22 protein-coding genes and 1 tRNA gene are annotated in these 21,272 nt (G+C 32.9%); 14 read left to right on the top strand and 9 right to left on the bottom strand.

What is annotated here, in order from left to right; translation table 11 throughout:
• Window positions 1–26: 26 nt before the first annotated feature.
• Together BB050_RS06650 and BB050_RS06645 are read left to right on the top strand one after the other, a co-directional pair.
• Window positions 27–1,163, top strand: a complete 1,137-nt coding sequence (locus tag BB050_RS06650) for a 1-acyl-sn-glycerol-3-phosphate acyltransferase (RefSeq protein WP_066033043.1) — start codon at window positions 27–29, stop codon at window positions 1,161–1,163.
• Window positions 1,153–2,181 carry an asparaginase gene (locus BB050_RS06645; protein ID WP_066033042.1) on the top strand — a complete coding sequence of 343 codons (1,029 nt, stop codon included), beginning with the start codon at window positions 1,153–1,155 and terminating at the stop codon, window positions 2,179–2,181. The genes BB050_RS06650 and BB050_RS06645 overlap by 11 nt, the downstream gene beginning before the upstream one ends.
• A 120-nt stretch (window positions 2,182–2,301) precedes the next feature.
• On the opposite strand, the gene BB050_RS06640 is transcribed toward BB050_RS06645, so the two are convergent.
• A complete protein-coding gene (locus BB050_RS06640) occupies window positions 2,302–3,543 on the bottom strand; it encodes an MFS transporter (protein WP_066033041.1) in 1,242 nt (413 codons plus the stop codon).
• 91 nt (window positions 3,544–3,634) lie between these two features.
• Here BB050_RS06640 and BB050_RS06635 point away from each other — a divergent pair, with 91 nt between their 5' ends.
• From BB050_RS06635 to BB050_RS06590, 10 genes are all read left to right on the top strand, one after another.
• The gene (locus tag BB050_RS06635) at window positions 3,635–4,507 is read left to right on the top strand and encodes a LysR substrate-binding domain-containing protein (protein ID WP_066033040.1); all 873 of its coding nucleotides are present in this window, start codon (window positions 3,635–3,637) and stop codon (window positions 4,505–4,507) included.
• Between the two features lie 60 nt (window positions 4,508–4,567).
• Window positions 4,568–4,654, top strand: a tRNA-Ser gene (locus BB050_RS06630).
• A 154-nt stretch (window positions 4,655–4,808) separates the two neighbouring features.
• Window positions 4,809–5,444, top strand: coding sequence for a transposase (locus BB050_RS06625; RefSeq protein ID WP_206352869.1), 636 nt, complete (start codon window positions 4,809–4,811; stop codon window positions 5,442–5,444).
• 309 nt (window positions 5,445–5,753) lie between these two features.
• Window positions 5,754–6,116 carry an S-adenosylmethionine decarboxylase family protein gene (locus BB050_RS06620; protein WP_066033039.1) on the top strand — a complete coding sequence of 121 codons (363 nt, stop codon included), beginning with the start codon at window positions 5,754–5,756 and terminating at the stop codon, window positions 6,114–6,116.
• Between the two features lie 3 nt (window positions 6,117–6,119).
• Complete coding sequence (locus tag BB050_RS06615) at window positions 6,120–7,349, top strand: DUF4178 domain-containing protein (RefSeq protein WP_066033038.1); 1,230 nt, start codon at window positions 6,120–6,122, stop codon at window positions 7,347–7,349.
• A 1-nt stretch (window position 7,350) separates the two neighbouring features.
• Window positions 7,351–7,536, top strand: coding sequence for a hypothetical protein (locus BB050_RS06610; RefSeq protein WP_236940428.1), 186 nt, complete (start codon window positions 7,351–7,353; stop codon window positions 7,534–7,536).
• Window positions 7,537–7,551: 15 nt separating this feature from the next.
• Entirely contained in the window at window positions 7,552–7,767 is a 216-nt protein-coding gene (locus tag BB050_RS06605) for a DUF350 domain-containing protein (protein ID WP_008466189.1), read from the top strand.
• On the top strand, window positions 7,760–9,280 hold the full coding sequence (locus BB050_RS06600; RefSeq protein ID WP_008466191.1) for a polyamine aminopropyltransferase: 1,521 nt from the start codon (window positions 7,760–7,762) through the stop codon (window positions 9,278–9,280). The genes BB050_RS06605 and BB050_RS06600 overlap by 8 nt, the downstream gene beginning before the upstream one ends.
• Entirely contained in the window at window positions 9,255–10,883 is a 1,629-nt protein-coding gene (locus BB050_RS06595; RefSeq protein ID WP_083219813.1) for a flavin monoamine oxidase family protein, read from the top strand. The genes BB050_RS06600 and BB050_RS06595 overlap by 26 nt, the downstream gene beginning before the upstream one ends.
• The gene (locus BB050_RS06590) at window positions 10,861–11,892 is read left to right on the top strand and encodes a hypothetical protein (protein ID WP_008466195.1); all 1,032 of its coding nucleotides are present in this window, start codon (window positions 10,861–10,863) and stop codon (window positions 11,890–11,892) included. The genes BB050_RS06595 and BB050_RS06590 overlap by 23 nt, the downstream gene beginning before the upstream one ends.
• Here BB050_RS06590 and BB050_RS06585 read toward each other — a convergent pair.
• The 6 genes from BB050_RS06585 to BB050_RS06560 form a co-directional block, all read right to left on the bottom strand.
• Window positions 11,882–12,388 (bottom strand): GNAT family N-acetyltransferase, encoded by a 507-nt coding sequence (locus tag BB050_RS06585; RefSeq protein ID WP_066033036.1) that lies wholly within the window; start codon window positions 12,386–12,388, stop codon window positions 11,882–11,884. The genes BB050_RS06590 and BB050_RS06585 overlap by 11 nt on opposite strands.
• Window positions 12,389–12,577: 189 nt before the next feature.
• Complete coding sequence (locus BB050_RS06580) at window positions 12,578–13,330, bottom strand: SGNH/GDSL hydrolase family protein (protein ID WP_066033035.1); 753 nt, start codon at window positions 13,328–13,330, stop codon at window positions 12,578–12,580.
• Between the two features lie 52 nt (window positions 13,331–13,382).
• A complete protein-coding gene (locus BB050_RS06575; RefSeq protein WP_083219812.1) occupies window positions 13,383–13,811 on the bottom strand; it encodes a hypothetical protein in 429 nt (142 codons plus the stop codon).
• Window positions 13,812–13,878: 67 nt separating this feature from the next.
• A complete protein-coding gene (locus BB050_RS06570) occupies window positions 13,879–14,652 on the bottom strand; it encodes a helix-turn-helix domain-containing protein (RefSeq protein WP_066033034.1) in 774 nt (257 codons plus the stop codon).
• Window positions 14,653–14,784: 132 nt separating this feature from the next.
• The gene (locus BB050_RS06565; RefSeq protein WP_066033033.1) at window positions 14,785–15,567 is read right to left on the bottom strand and encodes a DUF3050 domain-containing protein; all 783 of its coding nucleotides are present in this window, start codon (window positions 15,565–15,567) and stop codon (window positions 14,785–14,787) included.
• A gap of 91 nt (window positions 15,568–15,658) precedes the next feature.
• On the bottom strand, window positions 15,659–16,837 hold the full coding sequence (locus BB050_RS06560) for an acyl-CoA dehydrogenase family protein (protein WP_008466210.1): 1,179 nt from the start codon (window positions 16,835–16,837) through the stop codon (window positions 15,659–15,661).
• Window positions 16,838–17,002: 165 nt separating this feature from the next.
• Between BB050_RS06560 and BB050_RS06555 the strand changes: the two genes are divergently transcribed.
• Window positions 17,003–18,769: an AraC family transcriptional regulator gene (locus BB050_RS06555; RefSeq protein ID WP_066033032.1), complete on the top strand. Its 1,767-nt coding sequence runs from the start codon at window positions 17,003–17,005 to the stop codon at window positions 18,767–18,769.
• Window positions 18,770–18,780: 11 nt separating this feature from the next.
• On the opposite strand, the gene BB050_RS21825 is transcribed toward BB050_RS06555, so the two are convergent.
• Together BB050_RS21825 and BB050_RS21820 are read right to left on the bottom strand one after the other, a co-directional pair.
• Window positions 18,781–18,930: a hypothetical protein gene (locus tag BB050_RS21825; protein WP_164085579.1), complete on the bottom strand. Its 150-nt coding sequence runs from the start codon at window positions 18,928–18,930 to the stop codon at window positions 18,781–18,783.
• Window positions 18,931–18,970: 40 nt separating this feature from the next.
• Complete coding sequence (locus BB050_RS21820) at window positions 18,971–19,120, bottom strand: hypothetical protein (protein ID WP_164085578.1); 150 nt, start codon at window positions 19,118–19,120, stop codon at window positions 18,971–18,973.
• Window positions 19,121–19,637: 517 nt separating this feature from the next.
• Between BB050_RS21820 and BB050_RS06550 the strand changes: the two genes are divergently transcribed.
• On the top strand, window positions 19,638–21,194 hold the full coding sequence (locus BB050_RS06550) for a vitamin K epoxide reductase family protein (protein WP_066033031.1): 1,557 nt from the start codon (window positions 19,638–19,640) through the stop codon (window positions 21,192–21,194).
• The last annotated feature ends 78 nt before the right edge of the window (window positions 21,195–21,272 follow it).

Genomic DNA, 21,272 nt, shown 5'->3' with positions numbered 1-21,272 from the left:
TTGCCCACTTTAAACAATTATAAATAATGCAGAAATTTGATGCCATTCGACCGTTTTATGATTCCGAAATAAATGAAGCACTTCATGCGGTGGTCAATCATCCTATGATGAAAACCATGATGAACTTTACTTTTCCGGATGTAGAAGATGAGGTTTGGAAGGAACAATTGAAGAAAACCCATTCTATACGAGATTTTCAATGCAACTTTATTTATAACACGATCCAAAAAGTTTTAGAAAAAAGCTCTGAAGGTCTTACCACATCAGGTTTTGAAAAACTGGAACCCAATACTTCTTATCTATTTATCTCAAATCACAGAGATATTCTTTTGGATACAACCTTGCTAAATGTCTGTTTGTTTGAACATGGTTTAGTAATGACAGCTTCGGCAATTGGAGACAATTTAGTAAAGAAAGCTTTTTTGGCAACTTTGGCAAAATTAAATAGAAACTTCTTGGTTCTAAGAGGTTTGTCTCCAAGAGAAATGCTTCAAAGTTCAAAATTGTTGTCTGAATATATGGGACAATTGCTGCTTCGCGAAAACCGTTCGGTTTGGATTGCTCAAAGAGAAGGAAGAACGAAAGATGGAAATGACGAAACCAATCCAGGAGTTTTAAAAATGATTGGAATGGCTTCTGATGAAGAAGATTTGATGAATTATTTTAAGAAATTAAAAATCGTTCCTGTCTCTATTTCATACGAATACGATCCGACAGATGTTTTAAAGATGCCGCAATTAATGGCAGAAGCAAACAACGAAGTGTACGTAAAAGATAAAAACGAAGATTTCATGAATATCATTAGCGGTATCATGGGAACTAAAAAGAGAATACACATTTCTGTCGGAGATGTTTTAGATAGTGAAATCGATCACATTGTGGCAGAAAATGATAATGTAAACAAACAGGTTCAAGCGTTGGCGCAGGCTATTGATGATGTAATCTTGAAAAATTATCAATTATGGCCAACAAATTTTATTGCTTACGATATTTTAAACGAAACAGACAAATTTGCTCATAAATATAAAGAGAGCGAAAAACAGCTTTTTGAGCGCCGTTTAGAAATGCGTATCGGAAGTGATAATCCTGTGACAAGACAAGGATTTTTAGCTATGTATGCCAATCCTGTTGTCAACAAATTAAAATACCAAGATGTCATCTAAAGCAAAAATATTATTGGTTTATACCGGAGGAACCATCGGTATGAGCAAAGATTTTGAAACTGGAGCACTGAAAGCCTTCAATTTTGGTAAATTAATTCAGAAAATACCAGAAATCAAGCAATTGGATTGCGAAATCGAGTCGATTTCCTTCGAACATCCAATAGATTCTTCAAATATGAATCCTCAAATGTGGACCAAAATCGCCACAATCATTGAGGAAAATTATAATTCTTACGACGGATTTGTTGTCCTTCACGGATCTGATACCATGTCGTATTCGGCTTCGGCATTGAGTTTTATGCTGGAGAATTTGTCAAAACCAGTTGTGTTTACAGGTTCGCAATTGCCAATTGGGGATTTGCGCACCGACGCCAAAGAAAATCTGATAACAGCAATTCAAATTGCTTCTCTTCAGGAAAATGGAAAGCCAGTTATTACAGAAGTCTGCTTATATTTTGAATACAAATTATACCGCGGAAACCGAACTTCTAAAGTAAATGCTGAACATTTCAGGGCCTTTACAGCACCAAATTATCCTGAATTGGTAGAATCTGGTGTTCATTTAACATTAAACAGACATTTATTTCTTCCTGTAAATAAAGATGCAAAACTTATTGTTCATAAGAATTTAGACAATCACGTTGCCATCATCAAAATGTTCCCAGGAATGAGTGAAATTGTTCTGGCTTCCATCCTTGCAACTAAAGGTTTGAGAGGAATTATTCTCGAAACTTACGGTTCTGGAAATGCACCAACTGAAGATTGGTTTTTAAACTTAATCGAAAAAGCCATCAAATCTGGAATACATATCGTAAACGTAACGCAATGTTCAGGCGGAAGTGTAAACATGGGACAATACGAAACTAGTACAGCTTTGAAATCGTTAGGAGTTATTTCTGGAAAAGACATTACAACGGAGGCAGCAATTACAAAATTAATGTATTTGCTTGGACATAATATTCCGCAAAACGAGTTTAAAGATATTTTTGAAACTGCACTTCGCGGGGAAATATCATAGTTTAAATTGCAATATTTTAAAAATCCCAAATTCCAAAATCTAAAGTTGGAATTTGGGATTTTTTTATTGAAATTTTCGCTTAACCACAGTTTGTGGAAAATTGGAATTTGAGATTTCATTTTAAAATTTGGAATTTTTATAAGTTACCGGGCAAGTCTCCAATTCATCAGAAGCTTTGTGTTTTTTGTAATAGATATAAATCAAAACAGAAAGAATACAGATTATTCCCTGAATAGCAACTGTGGCTCTTACGCCAAGCGAGTGCGAAACATAACCAATAATTAAACTTCCCACAGGAATCATTCCCTGATACGCCATCATATAATAACTGATACTTCTAGAGCGCATACTCACAATACTATGCGTCTGAATATAAATGTTGATAGATGAAGTTTGTCCCATCATTCCGATTCCGCTCAGAGTCATACAGATTAGCGCAATTGTAATGCTATTAGAAACGGCTAGGATAATAATGCTAAACCCAAGTAAGAGACTGGCCGCAATCATTAATTTTCCCATATTTTCAGCCGATTTTAAATTAGCAAGATAAATAGCAGATAAAATTGAGCCGACTCCGGCTGCGCTTTCAAACCAGCTGAAAGTTTCGGCGTTTCCGCTAAAAATGTCTTTCGCAAAAACAGGCATCAAGGTATTAAAAGAAATTACAAACAAACTGCTGGAAGTTAGCATTAAGAGCATTCTTGCCATTTCGCTTTCTTTTTTTACGTAATCAAGCCCTTCTATAAGATCGTCCAGCATTTTAAGCTTGTTTTCTGCTTTAATATGCGGTGTAATTTTCATTAGCATTAGCGAAATTAAAACGGGCACATAACTCACAAAGTTTCCAATAAAACAGATGTCTTCTCCATATTGATGCAGAATAATTCCCGCAAGCGCAGGCCCCGCGATTCGGGCAAAATTGTTCATAGTCGAGTTAAGTGCAACTGCGTTTGGAAGGTCTTCTTTATTATCAACAATGTCAATCATCATAGTTTGGCGGCAAGTCATATCAAAAGCATTGATAATTCCTTGAACAAGGCTGAGTGCCAGAATAAAATTGATATTATAAATTTTGAGATAAATAAGTAGCGCTAAAGTTCCTGCCTGAAGCATTGCCAAAGACTGCAATACCATCATAGCGCGGTGTCTGTCATAACGCCCGATAATACTTCCGGCAAGAGGTGCCAGAAACAGAGACGGTATCATACTTAAAAAAGTCGCTAATCCCAATAAAAATACCGATCCTGTTATACTATAAACCATCCAGCTTACGGCTGTTTTCTGCATCCAGGTTCCGATAACTGAAACAGATTGTCCGTAAAAGAATAACTTGAAATTTTTAGATTTTAAGGCTTTAAACATGATCTTTATTATTTGATTACAAAGTTCGGAATTATGATTTCATTAGAAAAATTAATAATTTTACTTATAATAAGTATTAAAACTTATCAATATGGAAATCTATCAATTGCAGTATTTTATTAAAACCGCTGAAGTTTTGCATTTTACAAAAGCGGCAGAGTTGTGTTTTGTAACGCAATCAGGACTTTCGCAGCAAATTAAAAAGCTAGAAGAAGAGCTCGGAATGCCATTGTTTAAGCGAATTGGAAAAAAAGTGCAGTTGACAGAAGCAGGAGCCGTTTTTCTGATTCATGCTAAAAAAGTGGTCGAAAATCTAGAAAACGGTAAACAGGCGATTGAGGATTTAAACGAAATGATTGGCGGAGAACTCCGAATTGGCGTAACCTATATTTTTGGATTATTGATTCTGCCTGTTGTTAATGCATTTGCCAAAAGATACCAGAATTTGAGAATAATTGTAGAATATGGTACAACAGAAGCTTTAGAGCAAAAACTGATTAATAACGAATTGGATTTGGTTTTGGTAATTTCGTCTCACGAAATTGGTCCTCCAATTCAGAAAGTGCCCTTGTTTACTTCAAATATGGTTATGGCAGTTTCAAAAAATCATGCTTTGGCTGAAATAGACAAAATACCATTTAAAAAAATAGCTGAAGTACCTTTGATCCTTCCGGGAAAAGGTTCTAATTCGCGCGAATACGTAGAGTTGCTGTTTGTAAAACATAACATGAAACCAAAAATTTCGATCGAATTAAATTCGATTCATGCTTTACTGCAAATGGTAGAAAATAGCGATTGGGCAACTATTGTAGCTGAAAAAGCTTTGAAAGGTTGGGAACATAGCCTTAAAGCAATACAAATTACGGGAGTTTCGACCAAAAGAGATTCATATATGTTGACAATGGGGGGTTACCAGAAAAAGGCCGTAAAACTATTTATGGAAGAATTTAGAAAGAGCATCTGAAGTAACTTTGATTTTACTTTTGTAAAGTCAGATTTTTTTGTGTTATTTGCAGACCAAAATAGAGAGGTGTCCGAGTGGTTTAAGGAGCTAGCCTGGAAAGCTAGTATATGGGTAACTGTATCGAGGGTTCGAATCCCTTCTTCTCTGCAAATTTTAATTAAAATAATACCAAACCTCGAAATGTATATTTCGAGGTTTTTTTATTAATGTCTCTATTACCAAATTATAAATTACTATATCAAACGTCCAAAAAAACTTATTGAATAAAAACTTTGGGCAATTTCGATTTTATAATATTTGCATGAGTAAATCAGCGGAATTAGTTTCAGGATTATATATTGCGAACACCTTTCGAAAAATCTGTCGAACAATGTCTCAAAAATTTAAAAATAAATATCGAATTCCATCTTCGCGATTGCAAAATTGGGATTATGGTGTAAATGGTGCTTATTTTATAACTATTTGTACTAACAATAGGGAATGTTATTTTGGAGATATTATTGATTCTAAATTAGAGGCATCGGAATTAGGAATATTGGCAGAAAAATATTGGTTAGATATTCCAGAACATTTTCCGTATGTCGAATTGGGTAATTTTGTGATTATGCCAAATCACGTTCATGGGATTTTAATTATCGATAAAAACGCATCGATTTCCGTAGAGACGCGATTAATCGCGTCTCCACCCGAAACAATATATAAAACAGGTGGTTTTGCTGGGGATAAAAACCCTATGCTACACGATAATATTTCGAAAATTATAAGATGGTATAAAGGAAGATGTTCTTTTGAGATGAAAAAAATACATGCAGATTTTGGTTGGCAACCGCGTTTTCATGATTATATCATTAGAAATGAAAAATCTTTTGAAACCATACAAAATTATATAGAAAACAATCCGTTGAATTGGAATAAAGACAAATTTTATGGAAAATAATACAAAAACAATCCGAAATAACGGTAGAGACGCGATTAATCGCGTCTCTATCTATTAGAAAGATTAATCGCGTCTCTACTTATTAGAAAGATTATTCGATTAAAAATAGAATCAGTTTTGAATATATTGATTTAGAACAAAAAGTTTGATGATTATAATCAAAAAATCTTGATTTATCATATTTTGCTAATAATCAAAAAAAAATCATAAACACATAGTCCTAAAAAGTTATTTTCAAAATACGGTTTCCCGCATTTTTTTATTCTAGAAATATTTTATATTTGGCTCCTGTGTAATATAAATAACTTAATGGATTTACCTCCTTATTCGCCAGGATTGCATAAACTGGTTACTCTACATGTAGACGAAATTTCTAAGCTTACCAATAGCAAAGGTTTTGTTGCAGTTACCGATTCCATTTTAGAAAAATACGAACTTGAGAAGGTTGGAGTTGTAGTGCATGACTTCGAGAACGAAAGTTTTACAATCTCGTACTGCCTAAAAGAATCACATATTTGTATACACACTTGGCCAGAATACAATCAGTTGACTTTGGACGTTTATTTGTGCAATTATCTTCAGGATAACTCGCATAAAGTGCGTGCCGTTATGGCCGATTATGTTGCCTATTTTGAAGCAGAAATTATTAAGGATTTTGAAATTAACCGATAAGATATGAAGATTCCTTGTTACGATTGTAATGTAGAAACCGAATTAGAGGTTGGTTTTGAAGTAGTCAATTTTGTTTGCCCTAAATGTCAGAGTTTATACGCTCGTGATAAGGAGGGGCAATTTAGAAGAAGATCTCAGTATAAAAACGTACTCAGAGATTATCCATTGGAAATTGGCGATGTTGGGTTTTTGAAGGGTAGCGAATACAAAGTCACAGGTTTGCTGAGAAAAAAAGTGCATCCTGATTTTACTTGGACAGAGTTTATTCTGCAGAACGGAGCTAAAGAGTTTCTATATCTTTCTGTTTCAAACGGGCATTGGATGATGCTTACCGAAATGGAAAATATTGCAGAATTAAGAGGAGGAGTTACAGTTTTAGACCATGATGGTATAGATTACGATTTGTTTGAACATTCGGATGCTGAAATCATAGACGCGCAAGGTTTTTTTGATTTTGCACTTCCTCAAAACAAATTAATTCATTTGGCAGAATTTATAAATCCGCCAAACATCATCTCTATAGAAAGGATGAACAATGTGCAATCAGCATTTCATGGCGAGTATGTGAAAAAAAGCGTCATTCAGAAAGCCTTTCCGAAAAGAACAATGCCGTATCAGTTTGGCGTAAACATGATTCAACCGTCTCGTTTTGACCTTCGCAATACTGCCATTATTTTCTGTCTTTTTGCTTTATTGATTATAACTGCAAACTGGTATATTTATAAAGATCAGGTTGAACAAAACGTTTTTAATAGTAAAATTAAGTTCAGCGAATTTGATAATAAAGAAATTACCACTCCATCTTTTGTGCTCAAAGGCGCTTCGGCTCCTATGACGATTAGCGTTTCGACTGAGGTTAATAATTCATGGGCCAATATAAATGTCGCTTTAATTAATGAAGATAATGGCGATGAAATTTATGCTAATAAAGACATCGAATACTATCATGGTTACTCTGACGGAGAATCTTGGACAGAAGGAAGCCAGTATGAAAAGTTTAATATCTGTGGTGTAAAAGGAGGAAAATACCATCTTTTGATTACACCAATGAAAGCTCCAGAAGATTCTTCTAATAGCGAAATGAATGTTAATGTGGTCTGGAATCAGCCTTCAAGTCGAAATTTAGGTTTAGTTATTCTAGGTATGGTTATAATTTATTTCATCATACGATATTTTAAAAATCAATTTGAAAAAGAGAGATGGGCAGACAGTTCCTACTCAACTTATGAATAATATGAAAAAAATTTCAGATTTCTTTGCCAATAATTGGGCGCCATTAGTAATTGGATTCTTTTGCTTTGGGGTTTACATCTATTTTGCTCTTGCAGGAAACAGAATCTGTGATTGCGAAACTACAGAAAATTATAAATCAACAACGAGCGGAAGCCGTTCATCATACAATCATTTTTATCACAAATAAAAAAAACTATCAAATATGGAATTATTTCACGCACAGCCAATAGTAAACTCAATTCTTTATTCTTTTTTAGGAATTGTAATCTTATTAATCGGGTATTATATTATCGAAAAATTGACTCCAGAGAATACTTGGAAAGAAGTTGTAGAAAAAAATAATGTTGCTGTTGCCATTGTTTTGGCAGCATTTATCATCGGGATTTCCATGATTATTAGTGCCGCAATTCATGGGTAAAAAGTTTCTTAGATTTGAATTTCTTTTACTCTTTGCCGTATTTATAATTGCCACTTGCGGACTTATTTATGAGTTGGTTGCAGGAACTTTGGCCAGTTATTTATTAGGCGATTCGGTAAAACAGTTTTCATTTATTATCGGCGTATATCTATTTTCTATGGGTATAGGCTCTTTTTTTTCAAAGTTTTTCAATAAGAATCTGCTTAATACTTTTGTAGAAATCGAAATTTTGGTCGGACTTATCGGTGGTCTAAGCTCAGTAATTTTGTTTCTGCTGTTTGAAAATGTGGGTTCTTTTCAATTCATTTTATATTTATTTGTTTTCGTAACCGGATTTTTGGTCGGATTGGAGATTCCACTATTAATGAATATTTTAAAAGATAGAGTCGAATTTAAAGATCTGGTTTCGAATGTTTTTACCTTTGATTATATCGGAGCGCTTTTAGCTTCTATTTTATTTCCGTTGGTTCTGGTGCCAAAATTGGGCATCATGGGAACTTCTCTTTTCTTCGGAATGATCAATGTGAGCATTGCTATTGCCTTATGTTTTTTATTGAAAAGAGAATTGAAGAAACCTTCTTTATTAAGAGCAAAAGCCGTTTTATCTTTTGTATTATTATTGGTTGTTTTTATTTTTTCCAATGATATTCTCGCGTATTCAGAAGGGAAATTATACGGAGAAAATATCATTTATACGAATTCGACACCGTATCAGCGTATCGTTTTAACACATAATAAGAGCGATTACAGGCTTTATTTGAATAATAACCTACAATTTAGTTCTGCTGACGAATATCGTTATCACGAGGCTTTAGTTCATCCCGCAATGTCGATGGCTAAAAGCGTCAAAAACGTTTTGGTTTTGGGTGGTGGAGATGGTCTCGCGGTTCGTGAAATTCTGAGATACAAAGACGTTCAAAAAGTGACTTTGGTAGATTTGGACGAAGGAATGACAAAACTGTTCAAAACCAATTCGGTATTGACGAATTTCAATCAGAATTCGTTGAATAATCCTAAAGTTACCGTAATCAATACCGACGCTTATATTTGGGCGAAAAACAATAAAGAAAAATACGATGTGGCGATAATCGATTTTCCAGATCCATCCAATTATAGTTTGGGGAAATTGTATTCGCTGAATTTTTATCAAACCATAAATACCATTTTAAAACCTGATGCTACAGTTGTGATACAAACTACATCGCCATATTTTGCGCCAAAATCTTTTTGGTGTATTAATAAAACGGTCATGCAGGTTTTTCCGCAAGTTGATGCCTATCACGCTTATGTGCCATCTTTTGGAGAATGGGGTTATACGATTGCCATAAACGGTTTTGGAACAACTTTTAATACCGTAAACCGAAAAGCAGACGGATTGAAATTTTACAATTATCAATTCGATCGATTCAATTATTTTACAAACGATATGATTTCAAACCAAATTGAAATCAATCGTTTAGACAACCAGATTTTAGTACGCTATTTTGATGAAGAGTGGGGAAAACTGCAATAAATCCAGAAGGAGCTTTATAAAAGTAGTTGGCGCGGCTTTAATTGCAGTTCCGTTTCTGCAGTTTTGTTCGGATAAAATTGCGGCGATGATGATTCGTTTATCTGGAACTAAACACTTGCTTGGTCATCGTTTGTGGATTAAAGATTTTCCTAAACCAACGAAACAAATCCAGATTCCGTATCTAATTGTCGGCGGAGGAATTTCGGGTTTAAGTGCAGCGCGCCAATTTCATAAAAAAGGAATTTCAGATTTTTTGATAGTAGAATTAGAAAATCATTTGGGCGGAAATTCTTCTAATGGAGAAAATAAATATTCCAAATATCCTTTGGGAGCGCATTATTTGCCTTTGCCTAATTTCCAAGATAAAGAACTGCTTCGTTTTCTAGAAGAAGAAAAAATAATTTTAGGTTATAGTGAAAAAGGTTTTCCAATTTTTGATGAATTGCAATTGACTTTTGCGCCAGACGAACGTTTGTTCTATAAAAATAACTGGCAGGAAGGCGTCGTTCCAAAAGAAGGAAATTTGATTTCTGATGATGTAGAGTTTGACAAATTCTTCAAAAAAATGGATGCGTTTAGAATCGCCAAAGGAGAAGACCAGAAATATTTATTTGATATTCCGCTTTATCTTTCTTCATCTGATATCAAAACAAGAGCTTTGGATAAAATTACCATGAAACAGTGGTGCAAAGACAATCATTTTACGTCTGAGCCTTTGTTCAATTATATCGATTATTGCTGTAAAGATGATTTTGGTTTAGGAATCGAATATGTTTCGGCTTGGGCGGGAATCCATTATTTTGCCGGAAGAAAACAAGATTCGACACCCGAAAAACACGACAGCGTTTTAACGTGGTCAGAAGGAAATTCGCGTTTAGCCAATCATTTGAAAAAATATACGAAAGACAAAACGCTCAAAAATCATTTGGTTTATGAAGTCAAAGTAGAGAACAATAAAGTGATTGCAAAAGCTTTTGATGATGTAAGTAAAACCTCGGTTGAAATAATTGCTGATAAAGTGATTATGAGTTCTCCGCAGTTTGTGAATCAATATTTGATTGAAGACAGAAAAGCGTTTACTGAATATTTTCATTACACGCCTTGGCTTTTGGCAACGCTGATTGTAAATGATTTATCAGATGATTTTAGTTTTCCGCTTTCTTGGGACAATGTAATTTATGATGCAAAAGGTTTGGGATATGTTTACGATCAGCATCAGACCGTGAATCAGGTTCAGGACAAAAAAGTGATTACATATTATTATAGTTTTTCGTCTGCCGATTTAAAGAAAACCAGAAAAGAGCTGTATAAAAAAGACAAAGAATATTGGAAACAGTTTGTTTTGAATGACTTAAAAGTGGGGCATCCAGATATTGAAGAATGTACAGAAGATATAGAAGTGTTTCTTTTGGGGCACGGAATGATTTCGCCTGCTCCAGGCTTTATTTTTGGAGAAGCGAAAAAACAAGCCAAGCAAAACATTCAAAATAAAATATATTTTGCTCATAGCGATTTATCAGGAATTTCGATTTTTGAAGAAGCTTTTCATCAGGGAATTAATGTTGTAAATGAAATTATAGATGGAACAACCGTGGATTCATAAAGCCAAAACCGATTTAGCTTTTATAATTGGTCCGTCATTTTTTGTTTTGGCGATCATTTTCATTTTTCAGGATTATATTGCTCAGATTGAAGAATATTATTCTTTTTATACTTGGCTTTTCCTGATTGTGTTTATTGATGTTGCACACGTTTATGCAACTTTATTCAAAACTTATTTTGTTGCAGATGAATTTCAGAAACAAAAAAGAAGATTGATTCTGTTGCCGCTTTTTTGTTTCGTAACCGGAATTGTGCTTTTCTCTTTCGGAAGTTTAGTTTTTTGGTCTTTTTTGGCTTACGTAGCTGTTTTTCATTTTATAAGACAGCAATATGGTTTTATGAGATTGTACGCCAGAAAAGAAACGAAGACCAAAATCTCGATTTGGATTGATAATCTTGCGATTTATGCTTCAACTGGATACCCGATGCTATATTGGTTTTTTTCGTCTAAGCGAAAATTCAACTGGTTTGTAGAAAATGAATTTTTTAGGTTTGAAAATCAAAGAATTCTAGAAATCCTGTTTTGGGTTTATATTGGGATTTTGATTCTGTATGTGGTTTATACGGCTGTAAAATCAATTCAGAACCGATTTTTTAATATTCCAAAAAACAGCATTATTCTGGGAACTGCTTTGTCCTGGTATTTTGGAATTGTGTATTTTAATGACGATTTGATTTTTACTTTGTTAAATGTCGTATCGCATGGAATTCCGTATATGGCTTTGGTTTATTTTAAAGAAATTGACGGAAAATCGGAAACAGAATTGGGGCGTTTATCTTTTTTAAAACAGTATAAAGGTCTTTTAATTTACATTGGAATTTTGCTTTTGATTGCTTTTTCGGAAGAATTTCTTTGGGAATTTTTTGTTTGGAATGAAAATATCAGCATCACAAATTTTGATTTTTCAAGCTGGCAGATTTTGTTAGTTCCTTTATTGACCGTACCACAGTTTACACATTATTTATTGGATGGTTTTATTTGGAAAACCAAAACTAAATCTAGAGTTTAATTTCAAACAAACTAAAAGAACCTTCTTTATAATGTTCTGGTAATTCGTTTGTCCATTCGATAGTGCTTATTCCTTTGTAAGTGAAGCCACAGCTGCTGTAATATTTATTTATTCTTTCATTTCCGCTGTGTGTGTCAAGCCTAATATATTCTTTACCTTTTTGTTTGGCATATTCTTTAGCCCATTCAATAATTTTTTTGACATAAGATCGTCCTCTAAATTTTGGATTGGTAGCAATGCGATGAAGGTAAATAGCAGGATCTTTACTGGCTTCCTTCCAAATAATTAAATCATTAAAAGTAATCACAAATGTACAAGCAATTTCGATTCCTTCTTTGATTATGTAATGGCGATTTTCAGCAATTTCTTTTTCTATTAATGCTCTTTCAAAACCTCTCCAGCTTTTATTGTTTACTGTCTTTTGATATGATGTAGCTTGATTGTAAATATCGAAAACGGCATCGATATCTTGTATTGTAGTTTTAAAAATAATCATTACGTAGTGCTTGTATTTTAAGAATTTATCCAGGCAAAATTAAGTATATTTTCTTAAAGCGGATAACTTCTAATCTAGCCCCGATAGAAACGATATCCTTTTGTTCTGGGGTTCAGAACAAAAGATATAGTGGATAGCGGGACTAAATTTGTTTTGAAAATGAATGTTCTGCTTCAAGAAATTAAAAAACTAATTCTGTAAAGCGATTTTGACTTTCGGCATCATTCTGTCTACAAACATTTTGTAAGCTGTTTGGGAAGGATGTAAACCGTCTGAGGCAACAAGATTTGGATTGCTTAACCCCATACGCGTAATATCTGTAATCGAAACAAAAGCAACCTGACTGTTATTGCAATAGTTTTCTGCAAAAGAATTGTATTGATCTATTTCTGCAGAAATTGTGGCACTTTGTTGTCCAAATAAACTTTGTCCATAGGGCGTGTAAGCATAATCAGGAATAGAAATGACAACAACATTTTTTCGATCACCTTTGGCCAGCATAATAGCTTTGTTGACCAATTCAGGAAATTCTTTTTCATAAACAGAAAAGCTTTTGTGCTGATATTGATTGTTAACTCCAATTAAAAGTGTAACCAAATCATAATTGGATTCTGGTTTTTGCGATTCGATTGCTGAAAGCAAATTAGATGTTGTCCAGCCAGTTGTTGCAATTATTTTTAATGAAATTGTACTAGAGTACATGGCGTTTAAACTTGCTTTGAGCTGTTCTGGAAAACGACATGTTTCGCAAACGCTCTGACCAATAGTATAACTGTCGCCTAATGCCAAATAATTTACAGAACTCGAAATTGGAGGATTTGTAGTGGGTGGATTTACAATTGGAGGAATTGTTGTAATAGGAGATGAGGGCTCATCTGAACTGCAGCTCAAAAGAAATCCTGAGAGTATAACAATAATTATTTGTTTAAAATCTGGTTTCATAATTTGTTTAAATTAAAATGGCTTTAAACAAGTAGTTACGTTAAATAAGTTGTTACGGTTTTGTGGTTTCCTTATAAATATTTCTTTCCATGGTGATATTTAATCTTTCAAACATTTCAGAGATATTAAAACCTTCTTTTTTATAGTAAGCTTGCACGGCCTCTTTGGCACTTTTCAAGACTGTTTCATTTTTCCAGACAGCAATCGTTAGGTAAATTAAATTTCCATTTTCGTCAATGCGTTCGTACGCATTGTCATTTACAAAGCCGTTTAAATGTTTTATGAAGTTTCGGTTAATGCATACTCGTTCTAAAAATTCTTGTTTTGATTTTTCGGGAACAATAAATTTATCGATAAAAATTTGTTGCATGTTTTCTGATTTTTTAAGTTCAATTTGTGAATTGATTGTTGTTGATTGAGCATTTGTTCTATAGTTGAATAATATCAAAAAGACAATTCCGATTAAAATATTTGTTTTCATAACTCCTGTTTTTATTGATGTAAAATTCAGAATTGTGAAAACTTAATCCTTGTAAAAAATCATTGATTTACCAAAAAGAAGGAAAATTGAAAAACTCACTTGGAGTTTGTCCTGTAAACAACTTGAAATCTTTATTAAAATGGGGCTGGTCAAAATATCCGGCATCAATAGCCAGATCGATGAGGTTTTGATTTTTTTGTTTGTGATCGATAATTGATTTTATGCGAACAACATAGCAAAATTGTTTCGGAGAAGATCCAATTGTTTTTCGGAACCTTTTTTCAAATGCGTCTTGACTGATAAAAAGCGCATCAGCAAGCTCTTTTATTTTAACGATGCCTTTTTTTGATTGTATGATAGTAATGGCAGCAGAGATTAGATCGTCGGGTTTGTAATTGTGCAGTCTTGATAAAAGAAACTGTTCTATAACTGCAATTTTTTGATTGTTGGTTTTGGCTTCCATTAAAAGTTCTTCGATAATGGCAATTTTTTGCTGTGGAATAAAGTTGTCGAGCGAAACACTTTCTTCGAATAATTCATGAAGCGGTTCTTTAAAAAAAGCTTTAGCTCCAGCTTCTTTAAACTGAATGATAAGAGTTGCCGTATCTTTTGCGTAATTAATTAATCGTACTGATTTGCGAATACCTGAAATTGTAGAAACGGGCAGTTTTTCGTGCTGATTTTCTTTAATATAATTAACATAGCCTTTGCAGCGAAAAGCAATTGCTAGAGAGGTGCTGGGTAAAACCCGGTTTACCAATTCGTCTTCGCTTTCGATAATTCTGTAAGTCTTAATAAAAGGCCTTAACTGTTCTGTTGGAATGAAATCGATAATGTTCATTTGAAAGTGTTTTCAACAGGCTGAATGTCAAAGGTATGAAAAAACAAAATTCCAATAACTTATCTGTCATTAAACAGTTTCAGTTATTGGAATTTTTAAGAAATAAGCTATGTTACATAACTTATAGTAATTTTAAACCATTTCGGCTTTCATCAAAATTTCTTCCTCGATAGCATTCCAAAGTCCGATGCGTTTTTCTAGAGCAAGAATCGAAACTTCTTCAACTTCTTTCCATTTTTGAGAATCGTTTTCACACAGTTCTGTAATCATTTGCATAGCCATTGGCCCATGTTCATCGGCATCCAATTCGATATGTCTTTCAAAATAGTATAGTAATTTTGCTAAATCGGTTTCCGGAAGGTTTTTCTGGAAGTTTTTCAAAATTTCAGTAAACATACTCGGAATCAAATCTTCTCTTCCAAAAGTAAATGCTGCTGCAATTTCGTGTGGTTTTCCTTCTTCGATAACTCTAAAAGTAAAATCTAAAAAGGCTTTTACATTGGGATGCAGTGAGCTTTGTTTGATTGCTACGAATATATTATGAAGAGAGGTCACCTCTGATAAGAATTTTAAAACTCCTGTTGTATCTGCGCCACAGTCTTCCATAGCTTCAAGATACATTTCGTAGTGGCTTTGTCTTCTTCCATCAATACTTAAATCACTCTCTTCTGCAAGAACAATTTCATTAATCAAATAACGTGTTTCTGGATTTTTGGTAGCAAACCAAGGTGTTGTTGTACAAGTAAGTTTGGCCTGTAAGGCTTTTAAAAGTGACATAAAATCCCAAACAGCAAAAACGTGAGTTTCTAGAAAGCTATGAAGATCATTTATATTTTGAATCTTATTGTATAAAGAGTGGTTTAATAGTTGGTCTTTTTGAGGTTGAATGCTTTTGTTTATCGTTTCGATATTCATTTTTGAAAAAATTTTGATGCAAAGATAAAAAGCTTCTCCGTCAAGAAGAAGCTTTTTAGATTGATTTTATGTATATTTTAATAATTAGTGTTTATTTAAATGCTGGAATTCCAGTCACATCCATTCCCGTTATCAATAAATGTATGTCGTGAGTTCCTTCATACGTAATAACACTTTCAAGGTTCATCATGTGACGCATGATGGAGTATTCGCCAGTAATCCCCATGCCTCCCAGCATTTGTCTTGCTTCTCTAGCGATGGTAATGGCCATATTTACGTTGTTGCGTTTTGCCATCGAAATTTGAGCAGAAGTTGCTCTACCTTCATTTCTTAAAACACCTAAACGCCAAGTTAATAGTTGTGCTTTTGTGATTTCGGTAATCATTTCTGCCAGTTTTTTCTGCTGTAACTGAGTTCCTCCAATCGGTTTTCCGAACTGAATTCTTTCTTTTGAATATCTTAAAGCTGTATCATAACAATCCATTGCAGCTCCGATTGCTCCCCATGCGATTCCGTAACGCGCAGAATCTAAACAGCCAAGAGGGGCGCCAAGACCAGATTTATTTGGTAGAAGATTTTCTTTTGGAACTTTTACATTATCAAAAATTAATTCTCCAGTCGCAGAAGCACGTAATGACCATTTATTATGCGTTTCTGGCGTTGTAAAGCCTTCCATTCCTCGTTCTACAATTAAACCGTGAATTCTTCCTTCTTCATTTTTAGCCCAAACAATCGCAATATCAGCAAAAGGGGCATTAGAAATCCACATTTTGGCACCATTTAAAAGATAATGATCTCCCATATCTTTAAAATTGGTAATCATACTTCCTGGGTCGGAGCCATGATCTGGTTCAGTTAATCCGAAACAGCCTATATATTCTCCAGTAGCAAGCTTTGGAAGATATTTCATTCTTTGTTCTTCGTTTCCATATTTCCAGATTGGATACATTACTAGTGAAGATTGAACAGATGAGGTAGATCTTACACCAGAATCACCTCTTTCTATTTCCTGCATAATTAAACCATAAGAAATTTGGTCTAATCCTGCTCCGCCATATTCTACAGGAATATAAGGTCCGAAACCACCGATTTCTCCAAGACCTTTAATAATTTGTTTAGGAAATTCTGCTTTTTGCGCGTATTCTTCTATAATAGGAGAAACTTCTTTTTTAACCCAAGCACGAGCAGATTCGCGAACTAATTTATGTTCGTCAGATAGTAAATCGTCTAAGTTAAAATAATCTGGAGATTGAAATAGGTCTGGTTTCATGATTTTTAAATTTAGCAAAGCAAATTTACATAATAAAAATATAACAAATACATGTTAAAATGTTATATTTATTTATAGCAAAAATAATATTAATAGGAATTTGGCAAATAAATTGTAGTTTATTGATAATTTATAGACTATTTTTGAATTCCAAAAACAAACTAAATGAGGCTGATCATCTCTTTTTTCTTTTTACTATTAATCTATTCCAGTGGGGTTGCTCAAACTACAGGAGAACTCACGGAACAAAAGTACTTAGAATTACAGGATAAAATCCGTTTTAGCATGAATGGTAATTTTGATCAAGGACTTGAATATGCAGCTGAATTAAAAAAATCTAATAATGATGAGCACAAAGCTTTTGCTTATGGTGCAGGATCTTATCTATATCAATTGAAAGGCAATAAAGTTAAATGTGATGAATGGTTTGCCAAGGCGATAGCTCATTATAATAAACTCCCAGAATCTGTTCAAAAAATAAATCTTAGAGCTTATTTATATAATTATAGAGGATTGACAGAGTGGAAACGACGAAATTTCAGTAATGCTCTTAGTAATTATCAAGAAGGAATTAAGCTTTCTATTAAAACTAATGATGTTATTCAGACTGTAAAATTTAAAAGCAATATTGCTTTAGTTAATGAAGCTGTAGGTAATTATGAACTTGCTGTAAAAAACCTTAGACAAAACAGTGATTTTTTAGATAAAAATGAAAGTCTTTATGAGAAAGACCAATTTCAAAATAGTAAAAGTAATATTTATACCAATTTAGGAAATGTGTATGAAGGCTACTATATGAAGAATCGAAGTAAATTAGTTTTACTCGACTCGGCCGAATACTATTACAAAAGAGCAATAACCTATTCACAAAACTATATAGATAATAAAATGACAGCTACTTTAAGTCTAGGAAATATCTATTTGTTGAAAAAGGATTTTAAAAATGCAGAGAGAGCTTATTTTGATATTTCGATGTATGCGAAACAAAATAATGATGAAAGCTATTATAAGACTGCAAATTACAATTTGGGTGATCTCTATTATTCTCAAAAAAAATACGATAAAGCCTTAGTTTTCTTGAAAAAAGTCGATTCTCTTTATTTAAAGGAAAACAAAATAGATATGAGTTATTTTCAATCTAATTATATCCAAGCCAAAATTTATAATATTCAAAACGAACCTGAATTAGCTTTCAAGCATTCTAAAATTTATTTAGACTCTTATGAAAAATATCAGGGACAACTGCGAGAAGAAGCTTTAGAGGTTAATTACAAACTCGGCACTGCTAATCTGAGCGATGAGATGTTGAGTATTCAGCAGAAGTATAAATATGAGGTTTTATGGAATAAAGCCCTAAAAGTTATCTATGTTGTTTTAGTTGTTGGAATTGTGTTTTTTTTAATTAAAAATATTAGAGATAAGAATAAAGCGCAGAAAAAAATGAATGCTTTAATTGAAGAGTTTAAAGCTAATCTCGAGAAAAAGGAAATTGAAAAAGCAGCATTAGAAAAAAGTACAGTTTTAGAAGAGTTTGTAGAGCAAGAAGATCCTCAGTTTAAAAAGGAAAATGCAAATCTAAGTATTGATGAGGCGAAAGAAAATAAAATTGTAGAAAAATTGCTTGCGCTAGAAGAAAAACTCGAATATCTAAATGCCGATTTTACGCTTTCATATGCGGCCAAAAAAATCAAAACCAATACAACTTATTTATCTTATGTAGTGAATAAGAGATTCGGAAAATCTTTTAGTGAATATTCTAATGAGTTGAAAATTAATTATGTTATTAATCAGATGATTACCAATCATTTGTATAGAAAATATTCAACTCAGGCAATTGCAGAAAGTGTTGGTTTTAAAAATGCAGTTTCATTTGCAAAATCGTTTCGCAAAAGAACTGGAGTATCTCCAGCTCAATTTGCGAACAATATTTAAAGCTTGAATTATTAGCCATTTCCTCCTCCGTTAGTTTTAATAGGATAGCTCACAACAGGCGGATCAACAGATTCGTTCTCGCCTCCTCGAATAATTCTTTGAGTTTTTAAGTCTATTTTATCTACTTCGAAATCTTTGAATGTCATTATTTTCGTTTTCATGATTAAATTTTTAGTTTGTTTGTATTATTATAAATGAGAATCAGCCATTTCCTCCTCCGTTAGTTTTAATAGGATAGCTCACAACAGGCGGATCAACAGATTCGTTCTCGCCTCCTCGAATAATTCTTTGAGTTTTTAAGTCTATTTTATCTACTTCAAAATCTTTAAATGTCATCTTTTTCGTTTTCATGATTTAAGTTTTTAGTTTCGTTTATATTATTATATGAGAATCAGCCATTTCCTCCATCTTTAGTTTTTAGAGGATCACTTGTAGAAGATTGGTGGAGTCAGTGCCACCTCTGAATTTATTTATGAGATAAAACTTGTTGGATAAGATTTTTTTTGATTTTTACCAGGAACTTTTGCTTCAGATTTGGGCTTTTACAGATTTTTTTTCATTTATTTTTTCTTCCAAACACATCTGTTTTTATGAGCCCATTTTTCATGTTTTTTAATGTTTAGATTATTGCTTTTCCAAAACTAGATAAAAAGCAAAACCGTTAATCGAAAATGGACTTTCTAAGCTTTTTATTCAAAAAACAAACATGTAAATAATTGTAAATCAATACATTAAAAAGAATACTATACTTGGTATAATTTATAAATTGTATGTGGTATAATTAATAAAATGTATGTGTTTATGCGATTTTTATCAATAAAATCCCCAATCTTTGCAGTGTAAAATGATTTAAAAACGATCAAAAGCGATGTTAAAACTTGTCCAAAAATTTCTGCAAATCAACCGCTACTCAGATATCAAAAATGAGTTTAAGGATCTGTTTTTGTCTCATCCAAATTATCCGAGTTTGTTTGCCATTACAGACTCGTTTGATTTGCTTTCTGTAGAGAATGCTGCTGTAAGAGTTTCGAAAGAACAGATTGAAGATTTGCCATCAAATTTTTTGGCATATTTTAAAGATGAATTGACACTAGTTGAAAAGATTAAAAGCGGTGTTAGAATCACAACCTCAAAAAAAGGAAGCCAAAAATTATCTTATGATAAATTCCTTTTAGATTGGAATGGAGTAATTGTGGCCATTGAACCAAACAATGTTGTAGCAAGAGATAATCTAAAAATAGAATATAACTGGCTAAAATATTTTCTGCCTCTTGCGCTTGTAGCAGGGTTGTCTTTGTTCTATAATCGTTTTGATTGGTTTAGCGCTTCATTTTTGGTGACATCAGTTCTTGGTTTAATCGTAAGTATCTTTATAGTTCAAGAGAAGTGGGGAGTTAAAAATACTGTAATTTCAAAATTCTGTAATTTAAGTACTAATTCTTCTTGTCACTCGGTAATAAGCTTTAATGATGATATAGCAAATAAATGGTTGAGTTTTTCAGATTTGCCATTGCTTTTCTTTAGTTCAAGTATTATAGCAATATTGGTTCAGCCTTTAAGTTCAGCGATTTTTGTTGGATTCTTAAGTTTATTAGCTATTCCAATAATAGTTTGCTCGATATGGATTCAAAAATTTGAGATTCAAAAATGGTGTATAATGTGTTTAGCAATATCATTTTTAATATTGGCACAGAGCATTGTTTGGTTTTCTTCAGATCTTTTTACATTGAGTTTCAGCTTTAATGAAATTTTTCCTTATGTATTCTCTTTGTTGCTTTTAATACCAATCTGGGCGGCAGTTAAAGTGATGATTAGAAAAATGCTTGATAATGAAAACTCGCTCAAAGAACTTAAGAAATTCAAAAGAAACTATTCCTTATTGAATTTCTTATCTAAAAAAGTAAAATATAACAAAGGGTTTGAAGACTTAAGAGGTTTGACATTTGGAAATAGAAATGCAGGAGTTAGACTTTCTGTAATTCTTAGCCCAAGTTGCGGACACTGTTATAAAACTTTTCAAGAAGCTTTTGACTTGGTATTAAAGTTTCCAGATAAAATATTTTTGAACGTTCTTTTTAATATTAATCCAGAAAATAACGACAACCCTTACAAAGCAGTTGTAGAAAGGCTTTTAACTATTAACAGAACAACACCTGGAAAAACAGTTGAAGCGATTTCAGATTGGTACATTAAAAGAATGACTCACAAAAAGTGGTTAAAAAAATGGAATGTTGATTCTGTAAGCATGATGATAAATCAGGAAATTCAGAAGCAATATGATTGGTGCTCGATGAACAATTTTAATTATACACCAATTAAGATTGTAAACGAAAGGTTATTTCCAAATGAATATGAATTGAACGAATTGAAATATTTCTTAAATGATTATGTAGAAGAAGTTCAAGTGTTAGAAAAAATAGCCTAAGAAACAGAAATTTAGACTGTTAAAATAGAAATTAGTTAACCCCAACTTTAAACCTGCAGTGATGTTAAAGAATATTTT

This window comes from Flavobacterium anhuiense, from assembly GCF_001705175.1.
Lineage (GTDB): Bacteria > Bacteroidota > Bacteroidia > Flavobacteriales > Flavobacteriaceae > Flavobacterium > Flavobacterium anhuiense.
Note: the sequence above shows the minus strand (reverse complement) of the source record. Positions and strands in the feature narration are given on the sequence as shown.